General features: G+C 42.9%; 14 protein-coding genes. 6 read left to right on the top strand and 8 right to left on the bottom strand.

What is annotated here, in order from left to right; genetic code table 11:
- Nucleotides 1–83: 83 nt before the first annotated feature.
- Nucleotides 84–1,133, bottom strand: coding sequence for an efflux RND transporter periplasmic adaptor subunit (locus tag U5O15_06365; protein MDZ7860276.1), 1,050 nt, complete (start codon nt 1,131–1,133; stop codon nt 84–86).
- A 10-nt stretch (nt 1,134–1,143) separates the two neighbouring features.
- A complete protein-coding gene (locus U5O15_06360; GenBank protein MDZ7860275.1) occupies nt 1,144–2,628 on the bottom strand; it encodes a TolC family protein in 1,485 nt (494 codons plus the stop codon).
- A gap of 320 nt (nt 2,629–2,948) precedes the next feature.
- Here U5O15_06360 and U5O15_06355 point away from each other — a divergent pair, with 320 nt between their 5' ends.
- Nucleotides 2,949–4,070 carry an ATP-binding protein gene (locus U5O15_06355; protein ID MDZ7860274.1) on the top strand — a complete coding sequence of 374 codons (1,122 nt, stop codon included), beginning with the start codon at nt 2,949–2,951 and terminating at the stop codon, nt 4,068–4,070.
- Between the two features lie 91 nt (nt 4,071–4,161).
- Here U5O15_06355 and U5O15_06350 read toward each other — a convergent pair whose 3' ends face one another.
- The gene (locus U5O15_06350) at nt 4,162–4,296 is read right to left on the bottom strand and encodes a hypothetical protein (GenBank protein MDZ7860273.1); all 135 of its coding nucleotides are present in this window, start codon (nt 4,294–4,296) and stop codon (nt 4,162–4,164) included.
- A 431-nt stretch (nt 4,297–4,727) separates the two neighbouring features.
- The gene (locus tag U5O15_06345; protein ID MDZ7860272.1) at nt 4,728–5,360 is read right to left on the bottom strand and encodes a hypothetical protein; all 633 of its coding nucleotides are present in this window, start codon (nt 5,358–5,360) and stop codon (nt 4,728–4,730) included.
- Between the two features lie 671 nt (nt 5,361–6,031).
- On the opposite strand from U5O15_06345, the gene U5O15_06340 reads away from it, so the two are divergent.
- The gene (locus tag U5O15_06340) at nt 6,032–6,451 is read left to right on the top strand and encodes a secondary thiamine-phosphate synthase enzyme YjbQ (GenBank protein MDZ7860271.1); all 420 of its coding nucleotides are present in this window, start codon (nt 6,032–6,034) and stop codon (nt 6,449–6,451) included.
- 64 nt (nt 6,452–6,515) lie between these two features.
- On the opposite strand, the gene U5O15_06335 is transcribed toward U5O15_06340, so the two are convergent.
- The 4 genes from U5O15_06335 to U5O15_06320 all read right to left on the bottom strand — a co-directional run bounded on the left by U5O15_06335 (nt 6,516) and on the right by U5O15_06320 (nt 13,412).
- On the bottom strand, nt 6,516–9,875 hold the full coding sequence (locus U5O15_06335; GenBank protein ID MDZ7860270.1) for a hypothetical protein: 3,360 nt from the start codon (nt 9,873–9,875) through the stop codon (nt 6,516–6,518).
- Between the two features lie 44 nt (nt 9,876–9,919).
- Nucleotides 9,920–10,816, bottom strand: coding sequence for an ABC transporter ATP-binding protein (locus U5O15_06330; protein MDZ7860269.1), 897 nt, complete (start codon nt 10,814–10,816; stop codon nt 9,920–9,922).
- A gap of 150 nt (nt 10,817–10,966) precedes the next feature.
- Nucleotides 10,967–13,240: an acetate--CoA ligase family protein gene (locus U5O15_06325; GenBank protein ID MDZ7860268.1), complete on the bottom strand. Its 2,274-nt coding sequence runs from the start codon at nt 13,238–13,240 to the stop codon at nt 10,967–10,969.
- Entirely contained in the window at nt 13,230–13,412 is a 183-nt protein-coding gene (locus U5O15_06320) for a hypothetical protein (GenBank protein ID MDZ7860267.1), read from the bottom strand. Before U5O15_06320 ends, U5O15_06325 begins: the two co-directional genes overlap by 11 nt.
- Before the next feature lie 124 nt (nt 13,413–13,536).
- Here U5O15_06320 and U5O15_06315 point away from each other — a divergent pair, with 124 nt between their 5' ends.
- The 4 genes from U5O15_06315 to U5O15_06300 all read left to right on the top strand — a co-directional run bounded on the left by U5O15_06315 (nt 13,537) and on the right by U5O15_06300 (nt 18,723).
- On the top strand, nt 13,537–15,102 hold the full coding sequence (locus U5O15_06315; protein ID MDZ7860266.1) for a TrkH family potassium uptake protein: 1,566 nt from the start codon (nt 13,537–13,539) through the stop codon (nt 15,100–15,102).
- Between the two features lie 33 nt (nt 15,103–15,135).
- Nucleotides 15,136–15,807 carry a TrkA family potassium uptake protein gene (locus U5O15_06310; GenBank protein ID MDZ7860265.1) on the top strand — a complete coding sequence of 224 codons (672 nt, stop codon included), beginning with the start codon at nt 15,136–15,138 and terminating at the stop codon, nt 15,805–15,807.
- A 47-nt stretch (nt 15,808–15,854) separates the two neighbouring features.
- On the top strand, nt 15,855–16,655 hold the full coding sequence (locus tag U5O15_06305; GenBank protein ID MDZ7860264.1) for an outer membrane beta-barrel protein: 801 nt from the start codon (nt 15,855–15,857) through the stop codon (nt 16,653–16,655).
- 256 nt (nt 16,656–16,911) lie between these two features.
- The gene (locus U5O15_06300; protein ID MDZ7860263.1) at nt 16,912–18,723 is read left to right on the top strand and encodes a sodium:solute symporter family protein; all 1,812 of its coding nucleotides are present in this window, start codon (nt 16,912–16,914) and stop codon (nt 18,721–18,723) included.
- Nucleotides 18,724–18,776: the final 53 nt, after the last annotated feature.

Genomic DNA, 18,776 nt, shown 5'->3' with positions numbered 1-18,776 from the left:
TTCTCTCTCGGAACCTGAGAAAACTATCGGCCGGCGGGAATCATGCGATCTTCCCGCTCTATTCTCAATCCCGCGGCGCCCATTTATCTAAGCACCTTTACCTTTGAATGATGTTGGAGTGTTTCAAATCCCTTGACAACCAGGCGGTCATTAACGTCAAGCCCGCTAATTACTTCAACACTGTCCGGGTTTTCAATCCCCGTTTCGATAACCCTTTCATTAGCGGCGCCCTTGCGCACTGTATAGACCGTTTTCCCCTTTCCCTTTATTTGGATAATGTCTTTGGCGATTACAATGGCGCTGTCCTTTTCGGCTATAGTTATTTCAGATTTAACGAACATACCAGGTCTGAAAAGGAGATCGGGATTATCGGCGGTTATTCTAGTCATAAATGACCTTGTATCCGGATTTATAGTCGGTTCTTTCTGCGAAACTTCCCCGTAAAGTGTATCTTCAGTGAGAGTGTAATGTGTAACTCGCGCTTTCTGTCCGGCCTCTACGCGGTCAAAATCCCTTCCGGGAATATTCAGTTCGAGATAGAGGGAATTATAATTCATTACCTCAACGAGCATCGCCCCCGATTCCAGCTCTGCTCCCGGAGTATAGTAGTGAAGGTTTGCGATTATACCTTCAAAAGGGGCGAGTGTCTTAAGCTTTGAAAGCTGTATTTTAGCGTATTCATAATTGTACTTTGCCTCTATACTTGCTCTCTCGGCGTCTTTTAGCTCTCGGTATGTAACTCCCCCCTTGTCGTATAGAGAGTTCTGCTTTTCATATTCGAGCCTGGAGGTTTCAAGTTCGAGTTTCTTCGACTTTATTTTGATATTGTTTTTCAGCTCCGGGTTTTCAAGAGATATTATAAGTTCGCCTCTTTTTACATGATCACCCACCGCGAAGGGTTTTCCGGTACGGGGGTTCTCTTCGAGTCTATAGGATCCGGCGCTTTTAGAGTTGATCGAAGCGCTTTTAACCGCTTTAATAGTCCCTGTAGCAGTTATATATTCTTTTATCGATGAAGGTTTGATTATTGTTACAGAGACGGGAGTTGGAAGACTGCTGTCTGAACCAAGATCATCGCCGCCGCAGGAGCTTAAAAATAAAAGAGCGGTAATAAATATTATAATTCTTTTCACTGTTTTCTCCTTATTGCATCTGGTCTAAGACTGAACAATTATTTTCAAAATCCCAGAGGGATTTGATCTTCATTTCAAGAATATAGAGTTTGTATTGGATGAGCGCTGAAATCTTTGAATTTTTCTCGCGTGAAAGCTGGTTCTGGTAATCATTGAGGTCTTTGCTGGTCAGGTCTCCGTTTTTAAACCGTTCAAGATTAATCTCATATGTCAGTTTGGACAGGCGGACATTCTGATCCGCGATCTCGATCTGTGTTACCTGATTCCGCAGGTTTCGGTATGTCTCTCTTATTCCGATCATTATATCCTTTTTTTCATTTTCAAGATCGAGTTTTCTGGAATCAATCGTTGCTTTTGAGGCTTCAATCATGGATTCCTTCTCGCCCCAGTCCCAGAGGGGGACTTCCAGTGTTACACGGAATTGCTGGTCTTTATCCGGAGAATCGTAGAGATTGCTGAACTCTTCATCCATTCCGGTGCTTCCGTATGAGAGGTCTATATTTCCCTTGAATTCATTGTTGGCGCTTGTTTCGATAAGGTCGTTCTCCGCGTTTCTGATATCAATTTTAGACTGGCGTATTTCCATACGGTTTTTTATACCATGGTCAATCGCTTTTTTCAGATCGATCTCGAGGGGCATATAGGAAACGTCAGCCGCTATTGAAATTTCATCGTAGATTGAAATTCCGAGGAGTTTCTTGAAATTATCCAGCGCGTCTTCCAATTGTACGCGCCGGTCCTGCAGATCTGATTTGCTCTTGGCCATATTTAGCTCGGCCTGATAGAGGTCCTCTTTCTTTCCGATACCGGCTTTAACCTTATTCTTCATTATATTATAGCTGCCGGTTTTGTTCTTAAAATCTTCTTCGGCGATTTCCAGACTCTTCTTAGTCTGATAAATGTTAAAGAAATACTCGGTGACCTGTTTTTCGAGCGAGAGGCGCTGGATAATATACTGCAGCCTGTTTCTTTCAAGGTCCAGCTCCAGATTCTCAAGTTCCAGCTTGGTTCTGTTATAAGTGAAAATAGGCTGCTGGAAGTTGATATAGAAATCGTTTGTGTATGTCCTGTCTGTTTTATCTACCTGGCTGCTGTACGATTCCCTCCAGGAAAATCTGTTTATAAGAGAAAGAGTTCCGTCTGTCCATTTAATAGGCTGCTCGATTGTAAATTGCCCCGAGGATTGTTTTGTTTCCCGTGTGTACCAGGTAGAGGAGAAATCGTCGAAATTCCTGTTGTTTGAATAGTTAAGCGGAGTAAGAGAGAGGCTGAATTTTGATTTAAGCCGGGCTCTGGCGGCGTCAAGTGACGCCCTGCTTCGTTTCAAGTTCAGTCTCGACTGCCGGATAGAGGGGCTTTTTTCCATGGATATCTCAAGGGCTTTTTCAAGTGTTAGTGTTTGAGCGGCGCGTAGATTATGACTTATAAGGGGAATTATAAATGCGCCGGCAAGAAGGAAAACCCGAAGGGATTTTGTAAATAATATTTTTTTCATATCAATCTCCAATTTTTTCTCTAGTATTTCAAATATCCTTCTAAGATTCCAGCTTATTTTAGACTTTATTGCTTCACCTATTTATACGGCGTCCGTAGTGACAAAGTTTCCTTCTGTTTCATTTGGCAGTTCTATTTTTATGGAGTGAATTTCTAATATGTATGAATATTTACAGTGCTAACTATACCAATTACGCGTAAGAACAAATTTTCTATCTTATTTCGCTTGACTAATACGATATAGTATACTAAACTATATTATACTAAATAAGGTAATGCGCTATTGTATAGTGGTAGAATATCTTCGGGAGGTTCTTAAAAATGAATAACCCCTTTAAATTCGGCGAAGCTGTCACCGGCGAGTATTTTACCAACAGGCGTAAAGAGATTAAGGATATAAAAGAGTATATAAAATCCGCGCAGAATCTTTTTATTTACTCCCAGAGAAGACTGGGAAAAACCTCTCTGATAAAAACGGTTCTGAAAAGATTTGAGGCAGACTCTTCTGTAATCACAATTTATGTTGATTTGCAAAGGGCTTCCACTCCCGGCCAGTTCATAGAAGTTTACGCGAAGTCCATAACTAAAGCCTTTTCGACTAAACAAGAAAAGATTGAAAAGATAACAGGCTTTTTCCAGAAGTTGATGCCGTCTTTTGAATACACAGAAGGAGGAAATTTTAAGGTTTCCTTTGATTTTTCCAGAACCGCCTCGGGTATGGGGAAGGCCCTGGAAGAGGTATACGAAATACCTCAAAGAATAGCGGAAAAATATAACAAAAGAGTCGCGGTGGTATTTGATGAATTTCAAGAAATCTCAAAATATAACGGCATTGAGTTTGAAAAAAATCTGAGGTCGTTTGTTCAACATCACAGCGGAGTTTGTTATATATTTATGGGGAGCAAAACTCACGTTATAAGAGATATGTTTGAAAATGCCGACAGGGCCTTTTATCAAGCCGCGAAGATTTATCCTATTGACACTATTTCCAAAGAAGATTTGATTAAATTTATTCAAGAAAGATTTGGATCAACCGGCAGGAAAATTGATGAAATACTTGCCGGAGAAATAGCGAATTTATCGCAAAACAGCCCTTTTCATGTACAGATGCTCTGCTCGCAAATATGGCTGGAAGGGGGCGGGATAATTAATAAAGAAGATGTTGATGCTGCTGTTGAGAGTCTAATGCATACTCAAAATGAGTTGTATTACAGTTGGTACAACAATGTATCAATGCATCAGAGAGCAGTTCTGGGATGTCTGTCAAGAGAAACAGAAATTTTTTCAAATGATGTGAGGCTAAAAAATAATCTGGGCTCGACTTCGACTGTTCAGTCATCCGTGAAGACTCTCGTAAATAAAAATTATGTTGTTAAAAGAGATAAAAAATATGAGATCTACGATCCTTTTTTCAGAATATGGCTTAGAAAAAATACATTATAGGAGAACAGAAGCCACTTTACTATAGTTTATGACACGCCCTTTTTAACAACGTCCCGCCGCGGCTAGACGAATTACGGAAGGAATAATCGCATCAGTCTTCAGAGCTTAATTTGTTTTCTTCTTTATCCGTGGAATTATCTTTCTTATCAAGTAGAATAAGAATGATTCCAATGAAGGAAACTGTTATCCCGATGAGAAAACTATATGTCAGTAAATTGGACTTCATAGAGTTTTTTTAACTTGATAGGGGTGGGTCAGATCTCTTTTCTTTATTTTCTCCCTTTGCCTGCTTTCTCTGGAGTGATAAGTAACGGATACCCGTAAAACCAAAAATTAAAAATAAGAAGAGGCTGGGATATAACATCTCTTTATCAATATAAGCATTCACAAGAAAAAAGAGCGCTCCCGATATCGGTATAATGTATCTTAAATGCTTGAATTTAGAAGTAACCCGACCCAAAAAAATCATGCAAATGAATAATACAATAAATGCTCCAAAACTAATTCTCATTGTTAATAAACCTCCGATCATATCAGTAACCAATGTCAAGAGACAGGTTAATTCCTCACTCTCTTCTTCCAGCGCAGGGGAGGGGGCATCCGGTGACTCCTACTTTGGAATACGAATACTAACTGGCTCCTCGAAACAAATATACACTACATGCAAATATCATCAGCCCACCCTCCCGAACAGGATGCACACACAACCATATACGCGCAAAGCACATATAGAACTACGGAGGCTAATGTTGCTGCACATAAATACATACCCACTGTTAACTGTACCACTTTGCATATAGCGGGGTCAACAGCTACTATCCTGCGGTGTTGATTATTATACTTTGAAACTATTCCATCCCAATTCTCAATCACTTTGTTAAAATCGCATGATTTACATTTCTGGTTTTGATTTTTCTCAGCTTGTTTTTTAATTTTCGGGTATCTTTTAGAAATTGTATTGCTTAAATCTAAAATTCTGTCGCTAATCTTTCGTATCTCAGTTTCTTCGTATCCGAGTAAATGACCAAAGAATTCATCATCCTCGTTCTCATATGCTATTTCTAATTCAGCAGCGCTAACTTTATTATCCATAGCTTTTATGATTAATTGTTCACTTATCTGGACAAATTCATTTACGGCGGGATCATTTTTTAATACTTTTTCTAAGTTATCATCTGGCTGAGTTTCTTCTTTTTTATCTGGGCGCACGGAATTTTCTCTACTACAAGAACTTTGCACCATAGTAATAAAAGAAACAATTATCATTATAGAAACTATACGCTTAAACATAACTCCTCCTTAATTCAGTTAATTCCGGCAATTCTTCGACTTCCGTTGTTTCGTTGTAGATCATGCAACTCCTTTTTCTGAATTTTGTTACCAGTACATCTTTTTATCTCCCCCGCCGGGAAACTTTCCTGATTTAATCAGAGACCGAATTTACAATGCTTAAGATTCCCCTCCGGCGGCGGGGGAAAATTAGGAGGTTATATATGGCTTTTTCTCCGCTCACTTGGGGGATGAATCAACCATTTTTTTACCCTCTCAAGCTTGTATATATAGTCAAGATATATACCAGCATTGATCTCTGCTCTTTAAAGCAAGAGAGAAGTATGTTTTACGGACCGGTTGTATATCCGTATCTTCCTTATATCAATTAAGTTGAGAAACTGAAAAATTATAAGAATTTCTCGATATTTTTACCCCGGGCAGACAAATTACCAATCTTTCAGCATCAAAAAAGTGTTAACCTGTGAGCGCATATTTTTGTTATTTAAGCGCATTATGTTTGTAATTCACGTTATATTAAGGAATTATAAAAGAGTGTATAAGAGATGTACAAATTTACACATATTTACGCGAATTTTTAATAAAAAATCCGGATTTTCCGGAAAGACAGAAAGAACTATTTACCCGGGAGATAGAATTTGGGATACTAGAGGCCCTATAAGGAGGTTGAGATGAAAAGTTATAAGAAGGAACTCTGGTTTAATATTCCCACAAGAAGGGCTTTTGTAAACATCACTTCAGAGGTCAGTGACTGTTTGAATGAAAGCGGCATCATCGAGGGGCTTGTACTTGTAAATTCTATGCACATCACTTCCAGCATCTTTATCAATGATGACGAGAAGGGTCTTCACGCCGATTATGAGAGGTGGCTGGAAGATCTGGCTCCTCATGAACCTACCGACAGATACAGGCACAATCTGACCGGTGAGGATAATGGAGACGCTCACCTGAAACGCCAGGTCATGGGGCGGGAGGTTGTTGTAGCCGTTACTGATGGCGAGCTCGATTTTGGTCCCTGGGAGCAGATATTCTACGGCGAATTCGACGGCAGAAGAGATAAACGCGTTATGGTTAAGATTATCGGAGAGTAGAAAATCAGCTGCAATTCTTATAAAAAACCAGTTTTTTATAAGATGGGATATTATTAAGCCGATATTACTGTTTTATCCATTTTACGGCGTCAGCGATTACGAATCTTTCTTCCGTTTCATTGGATAGTTCTATCCCGGCTTCACCCTTTGAAAAATAATAGGATCCCAGGAAATGCCAGCCCTCAGAGGCGCTGCCGAGGTCAACGGTTGCTTCTTCAACGCCGTCGTCATGATGGATGTAATAGTGATATCTCCCTTCACTCTTTTCTTCATTTTGTCTTCGACCCCACGGGGAATGGACTTTACTGATGTAGCAATAAACATCGTAGTACCCTTTTTCGGCTATTTCAGTCTGCCAGGAGGCTTTAAGGTTCCCATCCCCGGAGCTTGTAAAATGAGCGCTTCTAATGATGTCGCCGTAATAATTGGCATTTATCGTAGCCTTCCATCTATGTGTGGATTTCCAGAAGCGAAGACCGGAGTATTTATCCTCATCTTCTTCCTCAAGTAAACGCGGAAGTATTTTCTTAAGCAGACTTCTCTCTTTTTTCCCTTCAGCCTTAAATCCCGGATCTTCATTATCAACTATTATTATTTCCGGACGGGCCGTAGCAGAGGGGGTTTCAACAACCCGTTCTCCCTCAAAAGGTTTCGCGTGTTTGTTGGATTCGAAGTCGCTGAATGTCTCGTTGTATGTTGAAGGCAGGTTGCTGGAAATCATGGTATTAACAGTCATTGTCCTCGGTTCGTAATTCAGCACAACCCCTATCTCTTTTGTTTGTTTCTCGCCTACAAATATCCGGCGTTCCACCGATGAATTGTCTTCTTCAGTATCGCGCGCCCCCCGGCGGCCAAACCTTCTGAATCTTCTTTGTTCTCTTTTTTTGAGGGTTATCTTGACAATCCCGCCGGCACTTTTTCTGTTTGTAATCCTGAATCTAACCTGGAAACGGGTCCTTTCATTCCTGGTAAATTTGTATGTTGTTATATCGCTCAGAACGATCCCCGCGATATCTTCACTTGTGTACCAGTTGTCAATATAAGGTTTAATGTCTATGCCGAATTTTTTCTCGATGCCGGCTGCGAATTCTCTCCCGCTTATATCCCGGAATCTGTTTTGTTTCGTGATATCCGCTATATAACTTCTCAGATCTTCTCCGCCTATTTTAACGGCGAGAAGGTTAAAAAGGAATTTACCTTTCAGATTAATAACAAAACGAGTGATGTCGCGTTTTTCGGGGTTCTTAAGTATTTTCTCCAGGCTGTTTCTGGAAAGTTCGATGTTGGCTTTTTCTATATCAGTCATTCCCCTTACGAATCTTAGAAACTGCGAGGGGGGAGATTCAAGCGGTTCGGAAAGATATGATTCAAGGGCTATATTCAGCGCGGGCCATTCCGCCGATTTTATGTGACTGATAAAGCTGTAGTAGAAGGGGAATATGCTGTAGCTTATTTCTCTTGATTCCGGTCCCCTTCTGAGAGTGGAAGGATTAATCTCTCCGGTTAGAGTCCGGGACACGAAACTCCTGAACATATCCGCCTGCTTTTCAGCCGCCGCTGTCGTTTCGTTTGTTCTCTCACTCCTTCTCTTGTTCCTCCATGCCATTCTCCTGAAATCGGCACTTTCTATATTTACACCTTTTTCGGGGACCAGAACTATTTCGGGCTGCACAACTTCGTATCCGAGTGTCCATAATCTGCTGTAGCAGTAAAACTGAACCGGAACTTCAACCAGAGATATCCTGGAATACCCAGAGGACAGCCCGAGGGTGTTTTCGTAATTCTGCTTTTCATCTTTTATCAGCTGGGGAATAGTATCCCCAATTGAATCAAAATATTTGATAAAGTAGTCATTCCCCTTTATTGTGTAGAGATTGCAGCGGGTAGAATCAGCGAAAGTGCTTCTTTTCTCATAGTTTCCTATCACCAGAGAGAGGCCGGGAAGAGGAGTGTCAGTTGTAAAGGTAAATACTCCTTCACTATTTTCTGTTCTTTTTCCCTGTGATACAGCTGTCAGATCGGACCGGGTTTTAACCTTAAGATCGAATAAAACAAAATCTCTGTTGAATGACGCCGGATGATCTTCTCTGAATCCCGGTCCTGAAGTTGGATACCATTGAGTTTCAGGTGTCAGAAGAAGGTAGTCGTCACAGATGAAACTGTACCTTTTTTTGATATTCATGAATGCTATGCGGTAGTCCTCTCTTATTGTTTCAGGTTCGATATCCGGATAGCAGGCGTTTTCGTCTATTTTTCCAGAGTATCTGATAGTCAGTGAATCTACGGCTGAAGGTCCAAGCTCAACTTCAGGAGTTATGGATATCAGGTGAATATTCCTGTTAAAAGGGATTTTTCTGCCGTTTCTTTTGATCTCTTCTATATTAAGTCCCGGATTGAGGTTGAAGATATATTTCCGGGCCGGAAACTTTGACCTGTTTATAATTTCAAGAAATGCCTCCGCGTGGATTTTATCCCCTTTATGTGTTATCTCCAGTCCGCATTTATTGATTTCGACCTTTGTCAGCCTATTGAGCGAGTTGTTGATATTTATTATTTCTTCTCTTCTTTTCTCCCCTTCTTTTATTCCCGTTATATGAACAGAGGACAGAATAAGGGCTAATACAAGAAAAACACAGGAAGAGATAATCGAGAGGCGTGTTGATGATTTTGACTGAGGGAGTCTCTTGAGCAGGACAGCCGTGATGAAAATAAACGAAATGCCGAGGCAGAGATAGATTCCCCTGTGTATAAGCAGCTGATTTGTATTTCCAAACCCTGTTATCCCGGAATACATAAGCGGAACGTTAAAGGACAGATAATCAAAGAGGCGGTAGAACTTTGAAGAAAGATAAAAGAGAGTTGCCGCGATATACCCCAGCAGAAGTATGAAAGTGACCGCCTGGTTTCTAATAACAACCATAATAAGGAAGGAAAGCCCCAGGATAAATACTATAGTAGGAAGACTTATAATAAGGGGGTAGAGGAGGTAAGATACGGGTATAAATCCGGAATGGGCGAAAAATATATTGTAGACAGCCGCTATAATCAGAGCCGCGACATTGAGACCGAGAAATGTAAATAGAATCCCAGCCGTCTTGCCGGCGATGTAAACCGGATTGGAAACCGGTTTTGTGTAAACAACTTCCGTGGTGTCGAGTTTCTTGTCGCGTTTCAGGAAGTCTGAAGAGAGAAAAACCGCGATAACTGCCTGAGCGAGGTTTAAGAATAGGATGTTTGTATATGGAATCGAGGATGGAATCGCTCTGAAGGACCATGGAAGGGGAGCAATGTTAGTAAAGAAAACAAGGTCAAGGAGGGCTATAGCAACTAATGACAGAACGGCAAAAATTCTGAAAAACCAGCTCCTGAGGAGCGTTTTGATTTCGAATTTAGCGACTACATGAATATTGTATATCCAATCCATTTAAATTACCTCTCAGAGATTATCTTCTTACCCTTAAAGAATATTCAAAGTCTTTCATGGTCGGGGTTTGTATAGTGTTCTAGAAAGTATACATAGGCCTCTTCCAGTCCGGGCTCGAGCGTTTCTCCATTGAATCTTTCCAGCTCGTCAGCTACAAGATGTACTTCCCAGCCGTTTTCTGAAGGGAAAGTTGATATAACGGAATATTTTTCCTTGATTTGTTCAAGTTCACTGTCGGTCGCGCTTATCTTCCATGTATGTCCCTTTGCCATTTCAATAAGTTTTTCCGGAGCGCCGGAAAACGCGAGTTTTCCAGAGTTAAGAAGGGCCATATCAAGGCAGGTACTTGAAATATCACCTACAATGTGAGTGGAAAGAATTATGATCATATCCTTTTCGCTCATCTCTGAAAGGAGGTTTCTGAAACGGATCCGTTCTTCAGGATCAAGTCCTGTCGTAGGTTCATCTACAATCAATATTCTGGGGTTTCCGGCCAGGGCCTGTGCTATTCCGAGTCTACGCTTCATCCCTCCGGAGAGTTTAGCGGCCCTTTTGTCTCTTGAATCATATAGGCCGACCTGTTCTAAGAGCCGGTCAACCATCTTCATTCTTGTTTTTTTACTTCTCGCGCCGCCGAGTTCGGCGGCGTAGTCTAAGAATTCCCATGTCTTAAGCTTTGGAAACGACTGAAATTCCTGAGGGAGATACCCTATCATGCTTCTTATCTCTTTTCTGTTTTCTGCCAGATCATAACCGTCAATAGTGACATTGCCGGATGTGGGCTTTATCAGAGTTACAAGGATTCTCATCAGGGTTGTCTTGCCCGCTCCGTTAGGCCCCAGAAGCCCGAAGATACCGTTGTTTATTTCCAGAGTCAGCCCGCTCAGGGCTTTGTGTCCCCCTCTGTAAGTTTTGTTCAGTCCTTCGATGGTGATTTGCATTCTGCCTCCGAGGTTATTTTTATTGTCTCTTTTTTCGCGTTACGGCAAACTGTTTATTGAATATTTTCAGATTCATTAAAGTGTATATCGAATAAGGGCCGCTTGAGTTTAAGTTCCCCGTTATTAATAAAACCCGCACGGTATGTTAATCTAACTGTAGCTGACAAATTTATCAAGGGCCTTGATTGCGCGGTCGATTTTTCTAAACACGCAGACTCCGGCCTTTTCCATCATTCGCGCTGCCGGGTCGTATATTTTGCCGCCGTTAAGGGAAACTATCACCGGTTTCTCCGTACTCTTCACCAGGCTTATAATTGTATTCGGATGAGAGCTTTTGTTTCGAATATCCTCGTTGTGGCCATCTCCCTTCTCTAGGTTTTCCTGTGTGAAGGTCGCGGCCACGTTGGATATTAAAATGCAGTCAGTGCCTGGATCATCTATCAGATATTTAGCGCATTTACCGTAATTAGCGGTATCCACGGCGGGTGTTGTATCCACGGGGTTTTTTACATCGACAATCCCCGAAGGCATATTACCTTTGAGGTTTGAAATGGTTTTACCGTTTAATTCCGCGAGCCGCAGTCCGCCGAGGTTGTCGGAAGCGGAGGAACATTCATAACCCGCGTCACTTATTATACCTACCCTGGGGCCGCCGGGGCTCTTCCCGGAGAGAAATGAAAATATTTTCATGTAATCTTCAAAATCAGCAAGCGAATCCGCTACCAGTATGCCGGCATCGTTCATTAAACGTCTGAAAATGAAGTAATCTCCAGCCATAGCCGCGGTATGGGAGGCTACCGCCGCTGCTCCTTCGGCGGTTCTGCCCGATTTGTAAACTACGATCTTTCTTCCCGATTCAATTATTTTCCCTGCCGCGTCAAGGAATCTTTTTCCGTCGAAGGGCTTAAAACCTTCTATGTAGAGAAAGAATATATCGAGCGCGGAGTTATCCCCGAGGGATATGAGATAGTCGGAGATAGTAAGGTCGAGCTGATTTCCCACAGTTATCATATACGATGGTTTTACATCGGTTAATACACTCATCATAGACACGAGAAACGCGCCGCTCTGGCTTATAAACGCGCTTTCCCCGCCTAATTTCCCATCGAAAGGGAGTTTGTATTTCGGTATGAAGAAAGTATTGTAGCCGCCGGGCTCGGATGCTATTCCCATACAGTTAGGGCCGTTGATTACGGGAGAGCGGGAAGAGGATTTTCGTTTTTTCTCCAGAGACGACTTTATTCTCTCCGAATAACCCTTTCCTTTCTCAGTTTCTTCGAATCCCCCCGATATTATTATCAGTGACTCAGTCTTTGATCTGTCTATTAATTTCTCTATAAGTGCTATGGAATTGTCGCTTGCCGGAATTGTAAAAACAGTGAGGTCCACTTTTCCGCTTATTTCATCAAGGGAATTATAGGTTTTGAATCCTTCTATTTCACTAACTTGAGGGTCGGGATGTAGAAGGAATATTTTCTCATTGGGAATAATTTTGCTCTCGCTCAGATTATTCAGAACTATTCTTCCCATGTTGGTTCTTCCGGCGGAAGCTCCGATCAGGAGAATATTTTCAGGATTAAGAAGGGTTTTAACCGAATCGGCGGAACTCTCCCGCGGTAAAGTTTTGTTTGTTGATATTTTCAAAAGCGCGTCAAGAGCGATTACCTCTCCCCCGGATATCTGAAGGGGATTAACCTCCAGTTCTTCTATAGTTACGGGAGAAAATTCTGAAAGGACGGAGAACTTCTCAGCAAGAGAGATGAATTTGCCTATGATATTCTGAACTTGTTTCTCTTCTATAATAACATCGGCGGAGATTCTGGTTTTCCCCGTAATAGCTGGATAAAAAAATGTTTCTTCAAGCGCCCGGACGATTTTATTGCCTTCTGAAACAATTGAAGGGGAGCAGATAAACAGACCCTTTCTGTCCTTGAGAGAATCTTTGTATACTTCAGTTCCCAGTCCGCCGAGGCCCATTGTTACAACCGGTCCGAAGGATTTTTCCTGGCGTAGGGATAGGAGAAGCTGATTAGGTACATTATCATTTATATCCAGCTGCCGGGCTATCATCATTCCCGAGAATTCCGCTTCCGCTTCCCGAGCTATTTTCGAGAATTTAAGGAAAGTGTCGGAAAGTGCTTTTATTTCCGGTTCAATGAATTGTACGCCGCCGTACTCGGAGCGGTGGAGAATATCGGGAGATATGAGCTTGCATACTACTTTGCAGTCTGAAAACCCGGAAAGATCGGCTTTGGCTATTTCATTGTGATTCTTTATAAATACGGCCTCAGGAGCGGATATCCCGGTTAACTTGAGGACTCCGTATACTTCGTGTTCAAAGAGTTGACGTCTGCCGTTTTTGAGCGCGGAAAGGAGAATTTTCTCAATTTTCCGGGCTGTTTTATCATCTATATTATTTTTCATTTTTACCGTTCTTAGTAAAATCAAGACAGAGGGCGCTTTTATGAACCAGCCTTTTGTACTTTTCGCAGTAAAGAGCGATAAAAGTGCGGCAGGCGCCGCTTAGGTCCTCTTCCCTGGGGAACCTGGCGTATTCGCAGCTTGGATCGCACCATTTTGATTTTTTATCACTCATGGTATCGGTTACCGCCCATACAATAAAAATAGATGTAAATAGTATTAACAGTTTTAACAGATAGAAACAATGATAATTAATTAAATTGGAAATTTGCCGATTTTAGCATATTCAGACCACGATTTTGAAAATATCAATCAGCCGCATACTGTTACAAATCATCGACTACCTTATAGGTTATAAAAATTGGGGAAACTCCACTTTAACTATCAACTTGACTATTTTTGATGTACTTGCTTTAAATAAAGGGTATAGTCTTTTAAAGAGTATAATGCTGATAAAAGATACGAAAAGGACAGCGATGCTTCATAGTGGGAAAAGAGAGAAAAGAGTGAGGAGATCACTTCAGAGGGTGCACCCTGCTTATCTTGTTATTTTCAGCTATCTGTCGGCGGCTCTGATAGGAATGGTTCTTCTCTCACTCCCTCAGGCGTCTGTTTCCGGAAGACTGCCGTTAGTTGACGCTCTCTTTACGGCTACATCGGCTATTTGTGTTACAGGCCTTATCGTCGTTGATACGGGCACGCGATTTTCTGTTTTCGGAAAATCGGTCATACTAATTCTAATTCAGCTCGGCGGACTCGGCGTTATGACTTTTTCAGTTTTTCTGTTTATCTTTCTGGGACGCAGTCTGGGTATCAGGGGCAGATGGGCTATTAACGAGACCTTTTCCGCGGCGCCTATAAGTCATGTGGGAGACCTTCTGAAGTCTATTTTTCTCTTTACTTTTATCACCGAAGCCGCGGGCGCCCTTTTGCTGTTTGTTCACTGGAACGGCAGCATGGGATGGTCCTCGGCCGTTTTTGCCGGTTTATTCCATTCAGTTTCCGCGTTTTGTAACGCCGGTTTTTCACTCTTTACAACCAGTTTTATGGAAGATAGCGGCAGCCCCCTTTTGAATATTGTTGTGATGGTGCTGATCGTAATAGGGGGTTTGGGATTTCCGGTTATATATGAATTCATAAACAGATTCAAAGAAAGAAAATCGAAGGAGAGGTTTATATTATCTCTTCATTCAAAAATGGTATTGACGGCGACCTCTGCCCTGATCATCTCGGGAGCTTTATTTATCTATTTGCTGGAAAGAAGATCGGGATTAGCGGAGCTGTCTACCGGCGGCAAGATACTCGCGTCGTTCTTTCAATCAATAACAGCGAGGACGGCGGGATTTAACACTCTGGATATTCCCTCCCTGGGAGCGGCAACACTCTTTATAATACTTATGATGATGTTTATCGGAGCAAGCCCCGGCTCCTGCGGCGGCGGAATCAAGACGACATCATTCGCGGTTTTCTTTGCTATAATGAAAAGTAAGATCAAGGGGATGGATTCTGTCTCCTACTGGAAACGCACACTGTCCGATGAAACTGTTTCGAGAGTTCTCGCCATATTTATTCTCGCGGTTCTTACCGTGGGCGCCGGTTTATTGATACTCCTTGTGACTCAGGGCGGCCCGAATGAGAGTATAAAAGAATATTTTCTGACTTATATGTTTGAAGCGGTTTCAGCGTTTGCTACCGTCGGTCTTTCTATGGGAGTAACGTCTTCGCTTACAATATCCGGAAAGTTTGTTATTATTGTTTTAATGCTGCTCGGCCGTGTGGGTCTTTTGACAATCGCTTATGTGGTCATAAGAAGGAAGAAAGAAATAGCTTATAAATACGCGGAAGAAAAGGTAATGATTGGATAGAATCGAGGACCGTAAATTGAGGAAGGTTTAACAATGGCGGAGAAGTTTGCTACTATAGGTCTCGGGAAATTCGGATACAGTGTCACAAAGGCTCTCTTTGATGAGGGACATGACGTTATAGCTATAGATGTTAATGAAGAGAAGGTACAAAAGGCGCGTGGATGTTCCTCGCAGGCCATAGTGGGTGATGCTACTCAGAAGGATATTATAGAGACTTTTGGTCTTGAAGAAATGGATGCCGTGGTTGTCAGTATGGGGGGTAATCCCAGCGCCGCCACCCTCGTAACTCTCTATCTAAATGAGATGGGGGTAAAGAGGATAATCGTGAAGGCGGCTGACGAAGATCACGGTAGGATTTTAAAGAGGCTGGGGGCAAGTGATGTGGTTTATCCAGAGCAGGATATCGCGGTAAAAGTGGCCAGGAACCTCTCTCATCCGAATATGCTCGAATATTTTCCAATGGCTGATGATTATATGGCGGCGCAAATTGTGCCGGATGAGCCCTTCATTGGCAAGAGTCTTGCGACACTTGAGCTGAGAACGAAGTTTAATATAAATGTTATCGGTATAAAAAGAGAATTACCCGGGAAAAGTTTTTTTGTCCCTTCAAGTGAATATATAATTAAATCCAGCGACACTCTGCTTGTAGTGGGATCAGAGGAGGATATCGGAAAATTAAGGGAGGTTAATAAAGGAGATGAATAGGATAAATAAATGTTAATGTAACTTTAATTGAATCGTAAGGAGAAGACATGAACGAATATTTCAAGATTGCGGGAATTGTAGTTTTTATCAGTTTGCTGCTGAGCGCTCCGGCACTTTCAGATACCGGCGTCAGGTTGAATGTCGGCTTGAGCCATATCTCTTACGGGGATTATAATGATTTTATAGATATTGCTAACGAAGACCTGGCAGTCTATAACGTTGAATTGGAAAATCTGAACTGGGTTCCTGAAGTTCAGGGAGAGATTATGTATTCCCCGTTTCCAATGATAACGGCCGGGTTCGGAGCTGGAATTATATACGGCAGTGCCGACCTGTCTACAGACATTCTCGGAGAATATAAACATGATGTAAGGGTGTACCCGATAACGGTTACCGCCTATTTCAAGCCCTCCCTTCCATTGATGCCCATAAAACCCTATATATACGCGGGAGCGGGGATGTATTACTCAAAGCTCACCTTTTCTGTAAATATAGATCAGGTAAGCTCAGGATGGGAGAGCACGGATCTTACTAAAACGGGGTTTGGCCTGCATGGAGGCGCGGGGCTTGAATTTTCGATTATGCCTCTGTTGTCTCTCCAGATAGGAGTTCAGGGAAGATGGGCTGATATTAAGGGGTTTGAAGGAACAGGCACTGATCTGGATGGGAATGAAACGGATGTTTTTCTTATCTCTGACGATGAAGTCGAAATTCCCGTTGGCGGCGGCGGTACAGTTACCGGTCCTGCTTATGGACCGTGGAGTAAAAATGACAAAGACGAATACGATGAGGGTTCTCTCGATCTCTCGGGATACGGATTCATTGTAGGATTGAAGCTTTCATTCTAGATGACGATACAGGCATAATCTTGATTAAGCGTATATAATGAGTTGTCTTTGAAGATATTTTTACTGAGTTTACCTGTAGCCGGTGATTGGTGTTCATAGAACGCCGCTCTCTTTCTTTTTGATTTCCCCGGAAAATCAGGGAAAACGCGCGCGGCCGGTTTCAGGGAGAGCTTTACGAAAAGCAGCTGGTTAGTAATAATATTTATCCTCATGATGGGATGCTTGTAAATTGCGTCTGTTTTCAAAAGGGATCTAAATGTTCGAGGCACTTTCCGCGGCTGATCTAATTTTTATTGCCTTGTATCTGGCGCTTATATTCGGAATCGGCATATTTCTCTCCAGAAGGGCGTCTAAAAGCACTGAAGAATTCTTTGTTTCCGGGCGGTCTCTTCCCTGGTGGATAATCGGCACTTCTATGGTCGCGACAACACTCGCGGCGGACACACCTCTTGTTGTGTCGGGTCTTGTCGCGAGAGGCGGCATATATGAAAACTGGTTGTGGTGGCAGTGGGGGATAGGCGGAATGGTGACAGTTTTTCTCTTCGCGAAGTTGTGGAAGAGGGCAGGGATAACTACAGACGCGGAGTTAATTGAGCTGAGGTACGACGGAAAAGTCGCGGCGGGTCTCAGAGGATACAGAGCTGTATGGTTCGGCCTGCTTCAGAATGTGCTTGTTATAGCATGGGTAATGAAAGCGATGGCTAAGATAGTTGTAACAGTGATGGGTTGGGACGACGGGGTTCTGCTGTTTGGAGTTAATGCGGAAATTGTTGTTGTACTTATTCTTTTCTTGATAGCCGTTTCCTATACGGTGCTTTCGGGGTTGTGGGGAGTCGTTATGACGGATTTCCTGCAGTTTGTTATTGCCATGGGCGGGTCTGTGTATCTGGCGGCAGTTTCATATATAAGGGTTGGCGGCCTCGAGGGGATAAAGAACGGCCTTGTAAGGGGGGATTTCGAGCCCGGAAGGGTGCTTCAGATTATCCCGGAAGTTTCCGGATTGACAGAGACCGGTCCGTTTACGGAATTTTTGATTCTTATTCTTGTAGTATGGTGGGCTTCCTACACTATTGACGGGGGCGGTTATCTGGCTCAGAGACTCTTCGCCGCTAAGGATGAACGCCATTCGGCCCTCGGTTATCTCTGGTTCAGTATTGCTCATATTTGCCTGAGGCCCTGGCCGTGGATCGTTGTGGGCCTTTGCGGAATGGCTTTTTTCGGGGCGGTTGATGATCCCGAGACCTACTACCCGATGATGATTAAAGCCATGCTTCCCCCGGGTGTTTTCGGCATTCTGCTCGCTTCCTTTTTCGCCGCTTTTATGTCCACGGTTGACACTCAGCTGAACTGGGGATCTTCTCTTCTGGTAAACGACTTTCTGAAACGTTTTGTCTGGCGCGGAAGAAGCGAAAAACAATATGTTGCGGCGGCGAGATTGATAATAGCTGCTTTAGCGGTTTTGGGCGCGCTCGTCTCTTTCACGATAGATGACATTTCTTTTGCCTGGAAGTTTATAATATCCGTGACAGCGGGTATAGGATCGGTTTATATCGCGCGCTGGTACTGGTGGAGGGTAAATGCCTGGTCTGAAATCGCAGCCATGGTAACCGCGTTCTCAGCTACCGTGGCCTTCAGGCTGCTGTCCGGTATGCCGCAGCTGGCGGGAAGGGCCTTTCTGGAATTTCCCTATTCAACCGCTCTTACAGTGGCTGTTTCTCTTCCCGTGTGGATAGCGGTCACATTATTTACTCGCCCTGTGAGTGAGAAACACCTTGAAAAGTTCTGGAAAAGGGTAAGACCCGGAGGTCCGGGCTGGAAGAGAGTGCGGGAACGGTTCCCTGAGACAGGGAGTAAGGGGAACGCTAAACGCACCGCCGCAAGAATAGTTCTCGGAATAGTCGCCCAGAATACAGCGCTCGTGGGGACAGGCAATCTTCTGCTCGGGGAAACGAGGTTTGGGATTATTCTGATTTCCGCGGCGATTGCGGCATCTGTTCTTCTATTCTTCTCAATTAAGAAAAAGCGCCGAACAATAAAGCGCCCCCCGCTGATTTCTATAAATTTATAGACTCATTAAATCTGTTGTGATAGTATTCCCGCTGAATTTAACAAAAGGAGGAC

This window comes from Candidatus Krumholzibacteriota bacterium (assembly GCA_034520215.1).
Lineage (GTDB): Bacteria > Krumholzibacteriota > Krumholzibacteriia > Krumholzibacteriales > WJIX01 > JAGHBT01.
This window is presented reverse-complemented; position numbering and strand designations above follow the sequence as displayed.

Coding starts and splice junctions, on each gene's coding strand:
- U5O15_06360 (MDZ7860275.1), bottom strand. CDS start 2,628: ATGAAAAAAATATTATTTACAAAATCCCTTCGGGTTTTCCTTCTTGCC.
- U5O15_06355 (MDZ7860274.1), top strand. CDS start 2,949: ATGAATAACCCCTTTAAATTCGGCGAAGCTGTCACCGGCGAGTATTTT.
- U5O15_06350 (MDZ7860273.1), bottom strand. CDS start 4,296: ATGAAGTCCAATTTACTGACATATAGTTTTCTCATCGGGATAACAGTT.
- U5O15_06345 (MDZ7860272.1), bottom strand. CDS start 5,360: ATGTTTAAGCGTATAGTTTCTATAATGATAATTGTTTCTTTTATTACT.
- U5O15_06340 (MDZ7860271.1), top strand. CDS start 6,032: ATGAAAAGTTATAAGAAGGAACTCTGGTTTAATATTCCCACAAGAAGG.
- U5O15_06335 (MDZ7860270.1), bottom strand. CDS start 9,875: ATGGATTGGATATACAATATTCATGTAGTCGCTAAATTCGAAATCAAA.
- U5O15_06330 (MDZ7860269.1), bottom strand. CDS start 10,816: ATGCAAATCACCATCGAAGGACTGAACAAAACTTACAGAGGGGGACAC.
- U5O15_06325 (MDZ7860268.1), bottom strand. CDS start 13,240: ATGAAAAATAATATAGATGATAAAACAGCCCGGAAAATTGAGAAAATT.
- U5O15_06320 (MDZ7860267.1), bottom strand. CDS start 13,412: ATGAGTGATAAAAAATCAAAATGGTGCGATCCAAGCTGCGAATACGCC.
- U5O15_06310 (MDZ7860265.1), top strand. CDS start 15,136: ATGGCGGAGAAGTTTGCTACTATAGGTCTCGGGAAATTCGGATACAGT.
- U5O15_06305 (MDZ7860264.1), top strand. CDS start 15,855: ATGAACGAATATTTCAAGATTGCGGGAATTGTAGTTTTTATCAGTTTG.
- U5O15_06300 (MDZ7860263.1), top strand. CDS start 16,912: ATGTTCGAGGCACTTTCCGCGGCTGATCTAATTTTTATTGCCTTGTAT.